The sequence below is a fragment of the Amycolatopsis sp. CA-128772 genome (genome assembly GCF_002904295.1).
GTDB lineage: Bacteria > Actinomycetota > Actinomycetes > Mycobacteriales > Pseudonocardiaceae > Amycolatopsis.
In genome coordinates this window covers 21,426-36,374 of record NZ_PPHG01000069.1, presented here as the reverse complement: position 1 = coordinate 36,374, position 14,949 = coordinate 21,426, and the positions used below count along the sequence as shown (strand labels likewise).

The window sequence follows — 14,949 nt, the reverse complement described above, 5'->3', positions numbered from 1 at the left end:
TGCGGCCTCGTGCTGGAGCCCGGCGAAGCCCGCTCGCCCTGGTTCTGGATCTTCACCGCCAAGTGCCCTGGCTGCGAAGCCGTCCACCAGCTCACGAAAGGCAAGTGACCACGATGGACAGCGCGACCACAGTGGACACGCTCACAGCGGCACTGGCCGCGGCGGCCCGCGGCTGGCACGTCTTCCCGCTGCGGCCGGGTAGCAAGCGCCCGGCCGGGCATGCCGAAGACAGCTGTCCCGGCACCGGCCGGTGCGTCGGCGGACACCGCACCTGGGAGCAGCGCGCCACCACTGACCCCGGCAAAATCCGCGCTGCGTGGACCCAGGCCCCGTACGGCATCGGCGTGGCCACCGGCCCGTCCCGGCTGTGCGTGCTCGACCTCGACACCCTCAAGCCCGGTGAGGCCGTGCCGGAGCGGTGGGCCGGGGCCAGCGCGCAGTGTGGGGAAGACGTGCTCGCCGTCGTCGCCGCCGAAGCCGGGCAGGAACTGCCCGGGGACACACTCACCGTCCGGACGCCGTCCGGCGGGCTGCACCTGTACTACCGGGTCCCGGGGGACACGACACTCCGCAACACCAGCGGCGAACGCGGCAACGGGCTCGGCTGGAAGGTCGACACCCGAGCCTGGGGCGGCTACGTCGTCGGCCCCGGCACCACCACCCCGGCTGGCCGGTACGCGTTCCTGTGGGACGGGCCGGTGGCGGAGCTGCCCAGGTGGCTGGTCGACCGGCTCAACCCGGCGCCGCTGCCGGCCGCGCCGGTGCTCCCGATCCGGCCCGCTGGTGACCGGCGGTCCCGCTACCTGGACGCGGCGGTGCGGGCGGAGGCCGGGAAGGTCGCCGACGCCAAGTCCAACCGCAACGCCACCCTCTACGCCGCGGCGGTCGCCCTCGGGCAGCTGGTGGCCGGGGACGCGCTCCCCGAAGACGAGGTCCGCGCCGCGCTGATGACCGCGGCCGGGCGGCACATCGGGACACGGCACTTCACCGCCCGCGAGGCCGAAACCACGATCACGTCCGGCCTGCGCGCCGGCGCCAACCGACCGCGGAAGGTGGCCTGATGTCCACGCAGGACGAGCAGGTGGTGGAAGGGTTCGCCGGGCCGGGCGGCTGGTCCCAAGGACTTCGGCTGGCCGGGTTCCGCGGCCGCGCCCGCGGGGTCGAGCTGAACGCGGCCGCGTGCGCGACGGCACGGGCGGCCGGACACGAGCGGGTGCACGGCGACGTCGCCGCGGTCGACCCCCGCATGTTCGGCCCAGCGGAAGGGGTGGTGCAGTCCCCGCCGTGCCCAGGACTGTCCGTGGCGGGCAGCCGCAAGGGACTCGGGGACCGCGCCGCCATCCGCGACCGGATGACAGCCTTCGCCGCCGGCGACACGCCGCCGGTGGTCGAGTGGGCCGATCCGCGGTCGCCGTTGTCGGCGGAGCCGCTGCGGTGGGTGCGGGCGCTACTGCCGCGGTGGGTGGCGCTGGAGCAGGTCCGGGCAGCGCTGCCGCTGTGGGAGCACGCCGCCGACCTGCTCACCCAGCTCGGCTACCGAGTCTGGTGCGGGGTGCTCGCGGCAGAGGACTACGGGGTCCCACAGACCCGCCGCCGTGCCGTGCTGATGGCCCGCCGCGACGGGCTTCCGGTGGACCGACCGCGTGTCACGTTCCCCGTGCCGGTGTCCATGGCCGATGCCCTCGGGTGGGACGGGGCGGTACTGGTGTCCAACTACGGCACCGGCGGCGACCCCCGCCGCCGCGGCCGGCGGCCGATGACCGCCCCGGCGTTCACCGTGACCGGCCGATGCGGACGCAACAAGTGGGAGCACCCGGACGGCACCCGGCGGGCGCTCACCCTCGCCGAAGCCGGCCAGCTGCAAGGGTTCCCGGCCGACTACCCCTGGACCGGGGACGTGACCGCCCGGCAGCAGCAGATCGGCGACGCCGTCCCGCCGCCGCTCGCCGCGGCCGTTCTCGCTCCGCTCGTCCAGTACCAGGCGCACCCCGTCCCCGTCGCTGCCTGACCTGCACGTTGTCACGTCCCTGGAGGTCTGAACCATGACCACGCCCCGGCCGCTGGCCGCCGTGCCGACACCGCCCGCCCGCCGCACCCGGTGGACCGATGCGGAGCTGATGCGAGAGGAGTTCCCGCCGCCGAAGTGGGCCGTGCCCGGCCTGCTGGCGGAAGGGCTGAACCTGCTGGCCGGTGCGCCGAAGCTGGGCAAGTCGTGGCTGTCCCTCGGGATGGGCGCGGACATTGCGAACGGGGAGCCGGTGTTGGGGTCGATCGAGGTGGAGCGCGGCCCGGTTCTGTACTGCGCGCTGGAGGACACCGGCCGGCGGTTGCAGCGCCGGCGGCGGCAGATGCTCGCCGCCGGCGGCCGGGCCGCGCCGCTGCTCACCCTCGAAACCGCCTGCCCCACCATGACCGCCGGCGGGGACGCCGTGCTGGTCGAGTGGCTGGAGGCGAACCCGCACGCCCGGTTGGTCATCATCGACACCTTCGAGAAGATGCGCGGCAGCGACGCGGCCGGGGCGTCGGCCTACAGCGCCGACTACGCCGCGGCCGGCCGGTTCAAGCAGCTGGCCGACCACTACAGCGTCCCGTTCCTGCTCATTCACCACGTCCGCAAGCAGAGCGCCGAAGACTGGCAGAACCTGGTCTCCGGCACCGCGGGCATCACCGGCGCGGTCGACGCGACGCTCGTTCTCGAGCGCGGCCGTGGCCAGGCGGACGGGGTGCTGCACGTCACCGGCCGCGACGTCGAAGAAGCCGACTACGCCATGAGCTTCGACGCCACCGCCGGCGCCTGGACCAAGCTCGACGGCCCCGCCGCCGATCACCTGGTCGCCGACACCCGCGCGGACATCCTGCGCCTGCTGCGCGAACACGGCCCGCTCAAGCCCGCCCGGATCGCCGAAGCCCTCGACACCAACCCCAACACCGTCCGCAAGACCTGCTCCCGCATGGCGGACGCGGGACAGCTGCACAAGACGCCCGGCGGCACCTACAGCGCCCCCGGCGCCGGGGACAACGGGGACACCCCGGAGGTGGCACACCTGTCACCGCTGTCCCTCAACGGCAGCTGACCAGCGCAAACGGGTGTGACAGCAGGTGTGACACCCGCACGACCCTGTCCCACCTCAGCCGTCACCGCAGCGCCCACCCCCACCGCGTGGGGACGTGACAAAGCCCAGCTCACCGCACCGAGAGGAGACCCGGATGTGCCGATCAGCTGCCGAAGGTGGCCGCCGGTGCAATGGCCGCAGCTGCGGCGCCGCCGGCGCCCGCGCCCGTCAAGCCCGCTGCCGCGCCCGCCGCGGCCTCGAAACCGCCCGCGCCACCGGCGACCCGGCCGCGGTCGCCGTGGCCGAAGCCAAGTACACCGCCGCCACCGGCGCACCACCGCCCGACGCCGGCTCATTCGCCGGCCAACTGCCCACCCCGACCCCGGCGGAGAAGCCCATGGCCAAGCCCGACGAACCGAAGCCCAGTAAGCCGGAACCGAGCAGCACACCGACCGGATCCACCGAAGAACGCATCCGCGACGCCGTGGCGAAACTGGCCACGGCAGACGGCGAATGGGTCGGTCTCGTGGAACTCCGCAAGGCACTCGGAGACGTCGACCACGACGAGGTGACCCGGGTCCTGCGGGAGATGAACCGCAACAACCCCAACATCGACTTCGTACCGGAGGACAACCGCAAGGCCCTCACCGACGTGGACCACGCCGCGGCGATCGAGATCGGCGGCGACGCCCAGCACTTCGTGCGGATCGAGCGCCCACGCGACACCAGCGCAAAGGACCGCGTGCAGGCCGCCGGCATCGGCAACGCCAGCGCTGACGACCTCGCCCAGGCGCTGCGGGACCCGTTGATCTCGTCGCGGGCTTACGACGAAATCCGCGCGGAGCAGAAGCGCCGCGGACTCCCGTAGCGGCCTGACCTGCACGTTGTCACGTCCCCGGCAGGTGTGACACCGGCGACCACCCCACCGGTGTCACACCTGTCACTCCGTCACTCGACCCGCTCTGACCAGCGCAAACAGGTGTGACAGCACCTGTGACACCCACCAGAGGGAGCCACCCATGTTCGTCACCGCCCTGACCGTCGCGTGGCAAGGGGAGATCTACAGCTTATGGCTACCGGTGTCGGTTCACTTGCTGTTCTGACAGTGAACGAGATTTGCGACTTGCTGAAAGTGTCGCGCCGCACGTTCTACGAATGGCGCGCAAAGAACACCGGCCCGCGGTGCACCAAACTGCCAAACGGCGAACTCAGGGTGCGACTGGCGGAATTCGAACGTTGGATGAACTCGTGTGGAGAGGCGGCGGCTTGATGGGTGCTACGAGCTACAAGGTGACCGTCTGGTCCCTGCAGACGCGTTATAAGACGGATGGCGCCGGGGAGCGCGTACCGACCCGATACGTCGTCCGGTGGAAGGTCGAAGGCGGGCGATTCGACGAGACGTTCAAGCTCTACGCCCAAGCGGACAGTTTTCGGTCCGACCTCAAATCGGCGGCGAAGCGCGGTGAGGCATTCGACATCGAGACGGGGCTTCCTGAGTCCAAGATGCCTCCGCCGGAAAAGCCCGCTGACGTGCCCTGGGTGCAGTTCGCCTGCAAGTACGCAGACATGAAGTGGGATGACATCTCACCCAAGCATCGGGCGAGCATCGCTGACTCCCTGGTCGCGATCACCTTGCAATCGGCGCCGGACACCGCAGGGCGGCCTGAAATCGGCGAGGCGTCGCGGGCGCTGCGCTGGGCGTTCAACAAGAGCCATCGGGAACTGCGGCCGCCCGAGCGTTTCGCGGACGCACTGCTGTGGTTCGAGAAGAACTGCTGGACCGTCGCCGAATTCTCGGCGCCGGAACGGTTTCGGATCGTGTACTCGGCACTGGCTCGAAAGCGCGACGGTAAGCGCGCGGCGCGGAGTACGCTCAAGTTGCGTCGCGCGGCTCATCGTGAGGCGCTCGACTACGCCATTGAGTGCAAGTTGCTCGACGCCAACCCGTACTCCGAGCTGGCCGTGAAGAAGGTGAAGACGGTCGTCCGGCAGGTCGACAAGCGCAGCGTGGTCAACCCGATTCAGTTCCGCACGATCCTGAACGAGGTTCGGCGGATCGCCCCGCGGCTGGTCCTCTTCTACGCACTGCTTTTCTTCGCCGGCCTCCGGCCTGAAGAGGCGAAGGCGGTTCGAAAGGATGACTTCGTCCTGCCTCCGCCAGTGTTCAACGAGGCGACGGGCGAATGGGAGTACGAGGACGGAGAGATCCACCTGTGCGACGCGCGGCCGGACATCGCGGGGGAGTGGACGGACTCCGGCGAACGTAGCGAGGCGCGTGGGCAGCTCAAGCACCGCGAAGAGGACGAGGGGCGAATCGTGCCATGTCCGGCCGAGTTGACCAAGCTGGTGCACGAGCACATCGACGCCTACGGCGTCGCGCCGGATGGCCGTCTGGTGCGTGGGCAGCGCGACGACCGGCCGTTGTCGAGCAGCGTGTACCTGCGTGTGTGGGGGAAGGCGCGTGAAGTGGCGTTCGTGCCGGAAGTCGTCGCGTCCCCGCTCGGGAAGCGCCCCTACGATCTCCGGCACGCCGCCGTGTCGGTTTGGCTGAGCGTCACCGGAGACCCGGTCCGTGTTGCGGCTTGGGCCGGCCACACCGTCGCCGTCCTGCTGCGGGTGTACGCGAAGGTCATCGACGGCGGTGAGCAGCAGGCTCGCGCTCGCCTCGCAGCGTGGCTGAAGGGGGCCGCGTGAGGTGCCCGGTGGGCCATCTGTGGGTCATCGCCACGTGTTGGAGCCTGCAAAACGGCTCCGGCGCAGGTCAGACACCCTGTGGGGCGCGGCTGCCGGGCTGGCTGTAAACCAGTTGGCTTACGCCTACGGGGGTTCGAATCCCTCACCCGCCACCCAGCGAACGAGCCCCGCGACCGCGACGACAAGTCGGGCGCGGGGCTTCTTCGTGTGTGCCTTCGGCGCCGCCGTGCCGTCCGAACGGCCCAGTGCGTTTCCCCGTTCTGGTGCCGTCAATTCCGGAATGGTCTCGCAGGGTGACCGCGGTCCATTTCCGGACGCGTGAACCCGGCATCGCGCCTGTTGGCCGGGTATGCGTTATTTGGGAGATATCGACCGGTGATCGGTGCGCTGTCCGGTGACGGGGCGGCTCGGGTGACGCGGATGGCCGGTTCGGGGGAAGGTTCACTCCGCCTTTCGCGGTGATTTCCGGAAAACGGTAACGCATTTCTTGAGCCACTCGACCCCAGTCTGGGGTGCAGGGCTTCCGGGGATTCCACCGAGCCGTTGGAGGAGCACATGTCCGTTCCCGTGACGTTGCGACCGGCCCGCGAGGAGCTGGTGCGGGTGCAGTACGCCGAGCCCGAGCTGGTCGCCGGCTACGCGAACGACCACGCCGGATGGGGACCCACCGCGCGCTACCACCATTCGCGGCGCTACGCCATCGGCCTGGTGCTGGCCGGCTGCTCCGGCGGCGATCTGCTCGACGTCGGGTGCGGGCCGGGGATGATGGTGCGCCACCTGCTCGACTCCCGGGCCGGCGACTTCCGGATCACCGCGTGCGACCAGTCGCCGGCCATGGTCGACGCCGTCGCCGCGCGCGCCGGTGACGGCGTCAAGCTGTCCGTGGGGGACATCCAGGAAATGCCGTTCGGTGACCGGCAGTTCGACGTCGTCCTCGCGATGGGCGTCCTCGAATACACCGACGCCGTGCTGGCGCTGCACGAGGTCGCCCGGGTCACACGGCCCGGCGGGCTCGTCGTGACGACGATGCTCAACCCGCGCAGCCCGTACCGGCTCTTCGAATGGGGTGTCTTCTGGCCGGCCCGCCGCACCCTCGGCGCGCTCGAACGGCTCGTCGGCGTCCCGCCGTCGAGACGGCACGGGGCGCGGCGCACCGGGATCGTCGCGCTGACCCCGCGGCGCCTGCGGGAACTGCTGTGGCGCGCCGGCCTGCAGCCCGGGGAGGTCATCGCCTACGACGTGACCGCGTCGGTGCCGCCGGTCGACCGGCTGGTCCGGCGCCGGGACCGCTCGTGGCGGGCGCACCCGGAGACGACGATCGCGCGCGGCGCCAAGCGCTGGCTCGGCACCGGCTACCTGATCGCCGCCCGCAAGCTCCACGGATAAGGGGAACGGCCGGTTTCCCTTGCGGGGAGGGAAACCGGCCGTCCTGGGCGGCGGCGCTCGGGGGTTACGCCGCCTGGGAAACCGGCGTCGAAGCCGGGGTCAGGGCGAGGTCGAGGACCTCGCCGACGTTGGCCACCGCGTGCACGTCCAGCTGGGCCAGCACCTCGGCCGGGACGTCGTCGAGGTCCGGCTCGTTGCGCTGCGGGATGATCACCGTCTTCATCCCCGCCCGGTGCGCCGCCAGCAGCTTCTGCTTCACGCCGCCGATCGGCAGGACGCGCCCGGTCAGGGACACCTCGCCGGTCATCGCGACGTCCGCGCGGACCACACGGCCGGAAAGCAGCGACGCCAGCGCCGTGGTCATCGTGATGCCCGCCGACGGCCCGTCCTTCGGGACCGCGCCCGCCGGGACGTGCACGTGGATGCCGCGCTTGCGCAGGTCGCCGACCGGCAGTTCCAGCTCCGCGCCGTGCGAGCGCAGGTAGGACAGCGCGATCTGCACCGACTCCTTCATCACGTCGCCGAGCTGGCCGGTCAGCTGCAGCCCGGACGCGCCGGACTCCTCGTCGGCCAGCGACGCCTCGATGTAGAGGACGTCACCGCCGGCGCCGGTCACCGCCAGGCCGGTCGCCACGCCCGGGGTCGCGGTCCGCTGGGTCGACGCGGGCAGCGACGACTCCGGCAGGTGCCGCGGCCGGCCCAGGTACGCCTCCAGGTCGGCGGCGTCCACGGTCAGCGGCAGCGCCACCTCGTCGAGGGCGACCTTGGTCGCGATCTTGCGCAGCACCTTCGCGATGGTCCGGTTCGCGTCGCGCACGCCCGCCTCGCGGGTGTATTCGGCGGCGATCCGGCTGAACGCGGCGTCGGTCAGCGCCACGTCGGCCGTGGCGAGCCCGGCGCGTTCCAGCTCGCGGGGGAGCAGGTGGTCGCGGGCGATGGTGACCTTCTCGTGTTCGGTGTAGCCGTCCAGCGTGACGAGCTCCATGCGGTCCAGCAGCGGGCCGGGGATGGTCTCGAGCGCGTTGGCCGTGGCCAGGAACACGACGTCGGACAGGTCGAGCTCGACCTCGAGGTAGTGGTCGCGGAACGTGTGGTTCTGCTCCGGGTCCAGCACTTCGAGCAGGGCCGCGGTCGGGTCGCCGCGGTAGTCGGCGCCGACCTTGTCGATCTCGTCGAGCAGCACGACCGGGTTCATCGAGCCGGCTTCCTTGATGGCGCGGACGATCCGACCGGGCAGCGCGCCGACGTAGGTGCGGCGGTGCCCGCGGATCTCCGCCTCGTCGCGGATGCCGCCGAGGGCGACGCGGACGAACTTGCGGCCCATGGCCTTGGCGACGGACTCACCCAGCGACGTCTTGCCGACCCCGGGAGGGCCCGCGAGGGCGAGCACCGCGCCCGAACGACGTCCGCCGACCGGGCCGAGACCCGATTCCGCGCGGCGCTTGCGCACGGCCAGGTACTCGATGATGCGTTCCTTGACGTCGTCGAGACCGGCGTGGTCGGCGTCCAGGATGGCCCGGGCCGCGGCGATGTCGTAGACGTCCTCGGTGCGCTCGCTCCAGGGCAGCTCCAGGACGGTGTCCAGCCAGGTGCGGATCCAGCCGCCCTCGGGGGACTGCTCGGACGTGCGGTCGAGTTTGTCCACTTCGGCCAGTGCGGCTTTCTTGACGGCGTCGGGCAGTTCGGCGGCCTCGACGCGGGCGCGGTAGTCGTCGTCCTGCGCGGTGCCGTCGAGCTCGCCGAGCTCCTTGCGGATCGCTTCGAGCTGGCGGCGCAGCAGGAACTCCTTCTGCTGCTTTTCCATGCCCTCGGCGACGTCCTTGCGGATCGTGTCGGTGACTTCGAGCTCGGCGAGGTGCTCCTTGCTCCACTCGAGGGCCTTTTCGAGGCGGGCGCTGACGTCGAGCGTGGTCAGCAGCTCGAGCTTCTGCTCGGTGGACAGGTAGGGCGCGTTGCCGGACAGGTCGGCGACCGCGGAGGCGTCCTCGACCTGCTGGACGGCGTCGATCAGCTGCCAGCCGCCGCGCTGCTGGAGGATCGAGATGACGACGGCCTTGTACTCGGCCGCGAGCTGCGCGGTCCGGTCGTCGATGGTCTCGGGGGCGTCCTCGGCGTGCACCCAGCGGGCGGCGCCGGGGCCGTCGGCGATCCGGCCGACGAGCGCGCGGCCGGTGCCGCGCAGCAGGACGGCGGCCTTCCCGCCGGGGACGCGGCCGATGCGCTCGACCGTCGCGACGGTGCCGAATCCGGCGTACTCGCCGTGGGCGCGCGGGACGATGAGGACCTCGGCCTTGCCGGCGCCGGTCGACCGGATGCCGGGGAAGGAAGCTTGGCTGGGGGTGTTGGCCTGGGCGGACTCGACGGCCGCCCGCGTCTCGGTGTCGCTCAGGTCGAGCGGGACGACCATGCCCGGCAGCACGACGTCGTCATCGAGCGGAAGCACGGGCAGGAGGCGGGTGTCGGACATGTGCACTCCTCGGATAGTTGAGTCTGCCTAGCTCAACTCTCCGATGGGCATGTTTGTTTCCGGTGGAGCGTTCGCCCAGAGCGATCGGGGAAAGCGCAGGTCAGGCGCGGGGTTTCTCCGCCACGGCGCACCAGGCGAACGGCCGCGCCTCCGCCTCCAGCGCGTTGATCTTCCGGTCCGGCCGCCAGTCCGGCAGGTGCACGATGCCCGGCTCCAGGATCGGCCAGTCGCCGAACAGGGGCTCGATTTCTTCGCGGTTGCGCAACCAGACCGGGTTGCTCGTCTTGCGGTACTGCTCGACGAACCAGCGCAGGCCGTCCAGGTACGGGCCCTCGCCGTCGCCCTCGCTCATCTGGGAGATCGCCAGCCAGCTGCCCGGCGCCAGGGCGTCGCGGTAGGCCGCCAGCAGGCCGTCCGGGTCGTCGTCCGGGCCGACGAAGTGCAGGACCGCCGCCATGATCAGGCAGACCGGCTGCGAGAAGTCGATCAGCCGCCGCGTCTCTTCGGCGCGGAGCACGGACTTCGCGTCCCGCATGTCGGCCTGGACGATGCCCGCCCAGTCCGTCGCCACGCTCTCTTCGAGGATCAACGTCGCGTGGGCGACGGCGACCGGCTCGTAGTCGACGTACACGACCTTCGCGTCGTGGTCCTCGGGCAGCTCCGCCTCGACCACCTCGTGCACGTTGCCCGCCGTCGGGACGCCCGAGCCGAGGTCGATGAACTGGCGGACGCCCGCCCGCAGGGCCGCGCGGACCGCGCGGTTCATGAACTCGCGGTTCTGCTTGGACCCGGGGCGCACCAGCGGCCACTGCTGCTCCATGCGCCGGCCGAACTCGCGGTCCACGGCCCAGTTCTGGGTGCCGCCCAGGTACCAGTCGTAGATCCGGGCCGCGGACGGCTTCTCGGTGTCGACGCCCTCGGGCGCTCTCGGCGCGGAATCCCGCTGGTCGGTCACTTGAGGCTCCCCTCGCTGGCGGCGGGGCCCAGCCTATAAGCCCGCCGCACCGGCGGTAATCCTCCAGTAGTTCACCGAACAGCCGGTCGACGCTGCCAGTACGTCCACAGGGGGCGGTAGCCCTGCGCGTACCAGAACGGCGTCGACAGCGGGTTCGCCGCCGCGTGGTGCAGCAGGACGACGTCGGCGCCTTCTTCGTCGAGGACGTGGTGGGCGTGCGTCGCCAGCGCCGTGCCGACGCCGGACGACCGCGCCGCCTCGGCCACGGCCAGTGAGGACAGGTAGCCCACCCGGGAGGCGGCGACGCGGCCGCTGATCCAGCCCGTCTCGCCCGGGTGCTGGACGCTCACCATGCCCAGCGGGCGGCCGTACAGCTCGGCGATCCACAGCGGCGGCTCCGGCCGCTTCAGCTGCTCGGCCAGGTCCTTGGCCAGGATCTCCTCGACCCCGGTCCGCCAGTTCACCGTGCCGTACTGGGCGTCGTAGGAGTGCAGTTCCATGCCGAGCGCCACGGCCGTTTCGAGGTCGCCGGGCTCGGCGCGGCGGATCTTGACGCCGGGCGTGCCGAGCGGGGTCGCCGGCACCAGCCGCTGCGACGGGCGGACCGCGACCACCCGCAGCGGCGCGAACCCGTGGTGCAGCATCTCCCGCCCGCCGGCGGCGTCGCGGCTCGCGCGCGGCACGATCGCTGCCGTCTCCGTGTCACCCGGCTCGGCGACCGCGCGCAGATGTTCATCCCATCGGGTGAGGAGAGCGTCGAGGACGGCCGCCGGCTGGGGGCCGGCCAGCTGGAGGTCGAGGCGGTGCTCGGTCAGCGCGCGCCACGGCGCGTTGGGGGCGTCGCGGTCGACCTGGACGCGGGACGCCAGCCCGGAAGCGGCCGAATCGCCGGTCGCCACCTCCAGGACCACGGCGTTTTCCGCCGCCTCGAAGGGAGTCGAACCGGGGAGGAGGGAATCCACCGCCGCGAGCCGCGCCGCGTGTTCGGTGGCAATCACGTCGCTGTGCATGGAGCCATTGAAGCGCTACCCGCGCCGGCGTGTGCGGGGAACCGCCACAGTTACGACACCTGCCGTTTCACCCCTTGGTCCACGCAGGTCAGCGCGTTCGAGGCATTGTTAACCCTGGGGTGATCTCTTACTGTCTCGAAAGGGACACGGGTACGCCCTACGGGGTACGGTATGGCCCCTGTCCACACCCGAAGTCACGGATCAGCACCGGTGGACAAGCCGGGAGGGAAGGTCGGATGCCGGACACCAACGCCCACGGTGACGCCGTCGCGCAGGCGCAGCCCGGGCCGGGAGCCGCTTCCGGGACACCGCCCGTCTCCGCCGAAGCCCGCACCGACGAGCGCCGGTTCCGCGCGTACACCTTCGCCGTCCTGAGCCTCGGGCTCGTCGCCGCGTTCGCCGTCGGCTCGTGGCTGCCGTTCGAGTGGGACGACCGGCTGCTGTGGATCGGGCCGGTGCTCGCGGTCGCCTTCCTGCTCGCCGAACAGCTCGGCATCAACGTCGACGTCCGCAGCGGCATCTCCTGGACCATCTCCTTCACCGAGATCCCGCTCGTCATCGGCTTCTTCATCGCGCCGTTCGAGGTCGTGCTGGCCGCGCACCTGGTCGCCGGGATCGGCACGCTGCTCGCGCGGAAGGTCGCCGGCCGCGTCCTCTACAACGCGGGCGCGTTCCTGCTCGAGATCACCGGCGCCTTCGCGGTCGCCGGGCTGGTCAAGCACGCCGTCGGGTCCGGGGACAAGATCCCGTGGGTCGCGGCGCTGGCCGGCACCCTGACCGCGCCGCTGGTGAGCACGCTGCTCGCGCTGGCCGCGGTCCGCGTGCTGCGCCGCCGGATGCGGGTCAGCACCGCCGTCCGGCTCACCGGGCGGATCCTGGTCGTCGGCTTCGTCAACGCCTCCGTCGGCCTCTCCGGTTACCTCGTCATCTCCAGCACGCCCAAGGCGTGGCCGCTGGTGCTCGCCGTCTTCCTCGGCCTCACCGCGCTGTACTGGGCGTACTCGGACCTGCTGCGCGAGCAGCGGGACATGGAGGCGCTCTCCGACGTCAGCCTGATGGTGGCCCGCTCCGGCCAGCAGGCCGCGGCGCGCCCGGCCAGCCGCGCGGACGAGCTCGTCGGCGGCGTCGACGTCCGCGAGTGGGCGACGATCGCCGAGCGCATCAAGGACCAGCTCGCCGCGGGCCGCGTCGTGCTGAGACTCCGGCTCGAACCGAAGGACACCATGCGGGTCGTGGTCGCCGGCGACGACCTGCCGCCCGCCGACCCGGCCGCCGACGACCCGCTGCTGCGCCTGCCCGGCGCGCACGTCCGGCACTTCCGGATCACCGAAGCCAACCCCGACGTCCGCGCGGCGCTGCTCGACCGCGGCGCGCAGGAGGCGCTCGTCGTCCCGCTGCGCAGCGCGAACCGGCTGCTCGGCGTGGTCGAGGCGCACGACCGGCTGTCCCGCTGGCGCGGCTTCGGCAAGTACGACGTCCAGCTGCTCGGCACGATGGCCAGCCACCTCGCGACGTCGCTGGACAACCGGCGCCTGCTCGCGACCCTGCGCCACGACGCCTACCACGACCCGCTCACCGGGCACCTCAACCGGCCGGGCTTCCGGCAGGTGGCGAAGGAACCGTTGCGCGACTTCGCCAACGCCGTGGTGCTGCGGATCGACCTCGACGTCTTCTCCACGGTCAGCGACGCGCTCGGCTACGCCTGGGCGGACCGGATGGTCGTCGCCGCGGGCCGCCGCATCCGCGACGCGCTCGGCCCCGACGTCCCGCTCGCCCGGCTCGAAGGCGCGTCCTTCGCGGCGCTGCTCGTCGGCCTCCCGCCGGAGGACGCCCACCGGGCGGCGGAACGGCTGCGCGAAGAGCTGTCGGCGCCGTACCCGGTCGACCGGCTCTCGGTCGAGGCGAACGCGATGATCGGCTACGCGACGACGTCCGCGGAGGAACCCGGCGACGTCGTCGACATCGAGGGCCTGCTGCAGCGCGCCGACGTCGCCGTCCGCGCGACGAAGGGCGGCGAAGAGGTCCGCGGCTACGTGCCGAGCATGGGCCAGATCTTCCTGCGGCGCTTCCAGATGGTGACGCAGTTCCGGCAGTCCCTCGAGGACGGCCAGGTCAGCGTGCACTACCAGCCGAAGATCACCCTGCCGAACCGGCAGGTGCAGGGCGTCGAGGCGCTGGTGCGCTGGGTGCACCCGGAGTTCGGCCGGCTCGGGCCGGACGAGTTCGTCCCGGCGATCGAGGCGGCCGGCCTGATCGGCGTCCTGACCGGGTTCGTGCTCGGCGAGGCGCTCAAGCGCTGCCGCAAGTGGCTCGACGAGGGCCTGCGGATCTCGGTGGCGGTCAACCTGTCGGTGCGCAACCTGGCCGACGAGGACTTCCCGAACAAGGTGGCCCGCGAGCTGGAGCACCACGGCATCCCGCCGGAGCTGCTGACGTTCGAGCTGACCGAGTCCGGCGTGATGTCCGACCCGCAGAAGGCGCTGCCGATCCTGCGTGAGCTGCACTCGCTGGGCATCACGCTCGCGGTGGACGACTTCGGGACCGGCTACTCGTCGCTGGCCTACCTGCGGCAGCTGCCGGTGGACCAGGTGAAGATCGACAAGAGCTTCGTCCTCGGGATGGGCACGGACCTCGGCGACCTGGCGGTCGTGCGGTCGATCGTCGAGCTGGGGCACTCGCTCGGGCTGACGGTGGTGGCCGAGGGCGTCGAGGAGGACGTGGCGCGGGACCAGCTCGAGGCGATGGGCTGTGACGTCGCCCAGGGCTACCTGATCTCGCGGCCGCTGCCCGAGGACCGCCTGGAGGCGTGGCTGCAGGCCCGGACCGCGCGCTCGCCGGGACGGCACTCGGAGACCGTGCTGACCCTGCTGACCTGAGGTTTTGCGGTTTGGGGACCCCGGTTGCACGGGCGGGTGACGGCCCTTGCTAATCTTTCCAAGTCCTCGCGAGAGGCCAGGCCCCTTTAGCTCAGTCGGCAGAGCGTCTCCATGGTAAGGAGAAGGTCTACGGTTCGATTCCGTAAAGGGGCTCACGACCTCAGCCGCGTCACGCCTGCGTGTCGCGGCTTGGGTCATGTAAGGGCGGTGTAGCTCAGTTGGCAGAGCAAGCGGCTCATAATCGCTGTGTCGCCGGTTCAAGTCCGGCCACCGCTACGCGGTAAGACGGGGCTGGCCCCCGGGACCTGAGAGAGAAGGAAACGCTGTGGCTGCCACCGACGTGCGACCCAAGATCACGCTGGCGTGCGAAGAGTGCAAGCACCGCAACTACATCACCAAGAAGAACCGGCGCAACAACCCGGATCGCCTGGAGATGAAGAAGTTCTGCCCGAACTGCGGTACGCACCGGACGCACAAGGAAACCCGCTGACGACGTAGCGCGTTCACA

The 14,949-nt window shown here is 71.3% G+C and carries 12 protein-coding genes and 3 tRNA genes; 12 read left to right on the top strand and 3 right to left on the bottom strand.

The window, feature by feature from the left end:
- Positions 1-113: 113 nt before the first annotated feature.
- The 8 genes from C2L59_RS24140 to C2L59_RS24110 all read left to right on the top strand — a co-directional run bounded on the left by C2L59_RS24140 (position 114) and on the right by C2L59_RS24110 (position 7,133).
- Entirely contained in the window at positions 114-1,061 is a 948-nt protein-coding gene (locus C2L59_RS24140; RefSeq protein WP_103351891.1) for a bifunctional DNA primase/polymerase, read from the top strand.
- Complete coding sequence (locus C2L59_RS47145; protein ID WP_146060426.1) at positions 1,061-2,008, top strand: DNA cytosine methyltransferase; 948 nt, start codon at positions 1,061-1,063, stop codon at positions 2,006-2,008. Before C2L59_RS24140 ends, C2L59_RS47145 begins: the two co-directional genes overlap by 1 nt.
- 34 nt (positions 2,009-2,042) lie before the next feature.
- Positions 2,043-3,074, top strand: a complete 1,032-nt coding sequence (locus tag C2L59_RS24130) for an AAA family ATPase (RefSeq protein WP_103351787.1) — start codon at positions 2,043-2,045, stop codon at positions 3,072-3,074.
- Between the two features lie 133 nt (positions 3,075-3,207).
- Positions 3,208-3,921, top strand: a complete 714-nt coding sequence (locus C2L59_RS47550; protein ID WP_158263102.1) for a hypothetical protein — start codon at positions 3,208-3,210, stop codon at positions 3,919-3,921.
- A gap of 201 nt (positions 3,922-4,122) precedes the next feature.
- Positions 4,123-4,323, top strand: coding sequence for an AlpA family transcriptional regulator (locus tag C2L59_RS24120; RefSeq protein WP_103351785.1), 201 nt, complete (start codon positions 4,123-4,125; stop codon positions 4,321-4,323).
- Between the two features lie 20 nt (positions 4,324-4,343).
- Positions 4,344-5,747 (top strand): tyrosine recombinase XerC, encoded by a 1,404-nt coding sequence (gene xerC / locus C2L59_RS24115; RefSeq protein ID WP_103351890.1) that lies wholly within the window; start codon positions 4,344-4,346, stop codon positions 5,745-5,747.
- Positions 5,748-5,827: 80 nt separating this feature from the next.
- Positions 5,828-5,899 (top strand) — tRNA-Tyr (locus C2L59_RS47545).
- 403 nt (positions 5,900-6,302) lie between these two features.
- Complete coding sequence (locus tag C2L59_RS24110; RefSeq protein ID WP_103351784.1) at positions 6,303-7,133, top strand: class I SAM-dependent methyltransferase; 831 nt, start codon at positions 6,303-6,305, stop codon at positions 7,131-7,133.
- A gap of 64 nt (positions 7,134-7,197) precedes the next feature.
- On the opposite strand, the gene lon is transcribed toward C2L59_RS24110, so the two are convergent.
- The 3 genes from lon to C2L59_RS24095 form a co-directional block, all read right to left on the bottom strand.
- Positions 7,198-9,600 carry an endopeptidase La gene (gene lon, locus C2L59_RS24105; protein ID WP_103351783.1) on the bottom strand — a complete coding sequence of 801 codons (2,403 nt, stop codon included), beginning with the start codon at positions 9,598-9,600 and terminating at the stop codon, positions 7,198-7,200.
- A 100-nt stretch (positions 9,601-9,700) separates the two neighbouring features.
- On the bottom strand, positions 9,701-10,555 hold the full coding sequence (locus C2L59_RS24100; RefSeq protein WP_103351782.1) for an SAM-dependent methyltransferase: 855 nt from the start codon (positions 10,553-10,555) through the stop codon (positions 9,701-9,703).
- A 71-nt stretch (positions 10,556-10,626) separates the two neighbouring features.
- A complete protein-coding gene (locus C2L59_RS24095; protein WP_103351781.1) occupies positions 10,627-11,565 on the bottom strand; it encodes a GNAT family N-acetyltransferase in 939 nt (312 codons plus the stop codon).
- A 236-nt stretch (positions 11,566-11,801) separates the two neighbouring features.
- On the opposite strand from C2L59_RS24095, the gene C2L59_RS24090 reads away from it, so the two are divergent.
- The 4 genes from C2L59_RS24090 to rpmG all read left to right on the top strand — a co-directional run bounded on the left by C2L59_RS24090 (position 11,802) and on the right by rpmG (position 14,931).
- Positions 11,802-14,441 carry a bifunctional diguanylate cyclase/phosphodiesterase gene (locus C2L59_RS24090; protein WP_103351780.1) on the top strand — a complete coding sequence of 880 codons (2,640 nt, stop codon included), beginning with the start codon at positions 11,802-11,804 and terminating at the stop codon, positions 14,439-14,441.
- 80 nt (positions 14,442-14,521) lie between these two features.
- Positions 14,522-14,594: transfer RNA gene (locus tag C2L59_RS24085), tRNA-Thr, on the top strand.
- A gap of 50 nt (positions 14,595-14,644) precedes the next feature.
- A tRNA-Met gene (locus C2L59_RS24080) sits at positions 14,645-14,717 on the top strand.
- 49 nt (positions 14,718-14,766) lie between these two features.
- Positions 14,767-14,931, top strand: a complete 165-nt coding sequence (gene rpmG, locus C2L59_RS24075; RefSeq protein ID WP_005152047.1) for a 50S ribosomal protein L33 — start codon at positions 14,767-14,769, stop codon at positions 14,929-14,931.
- Positions 14,932-14,949: the final 18 nt, after the last annotated feature.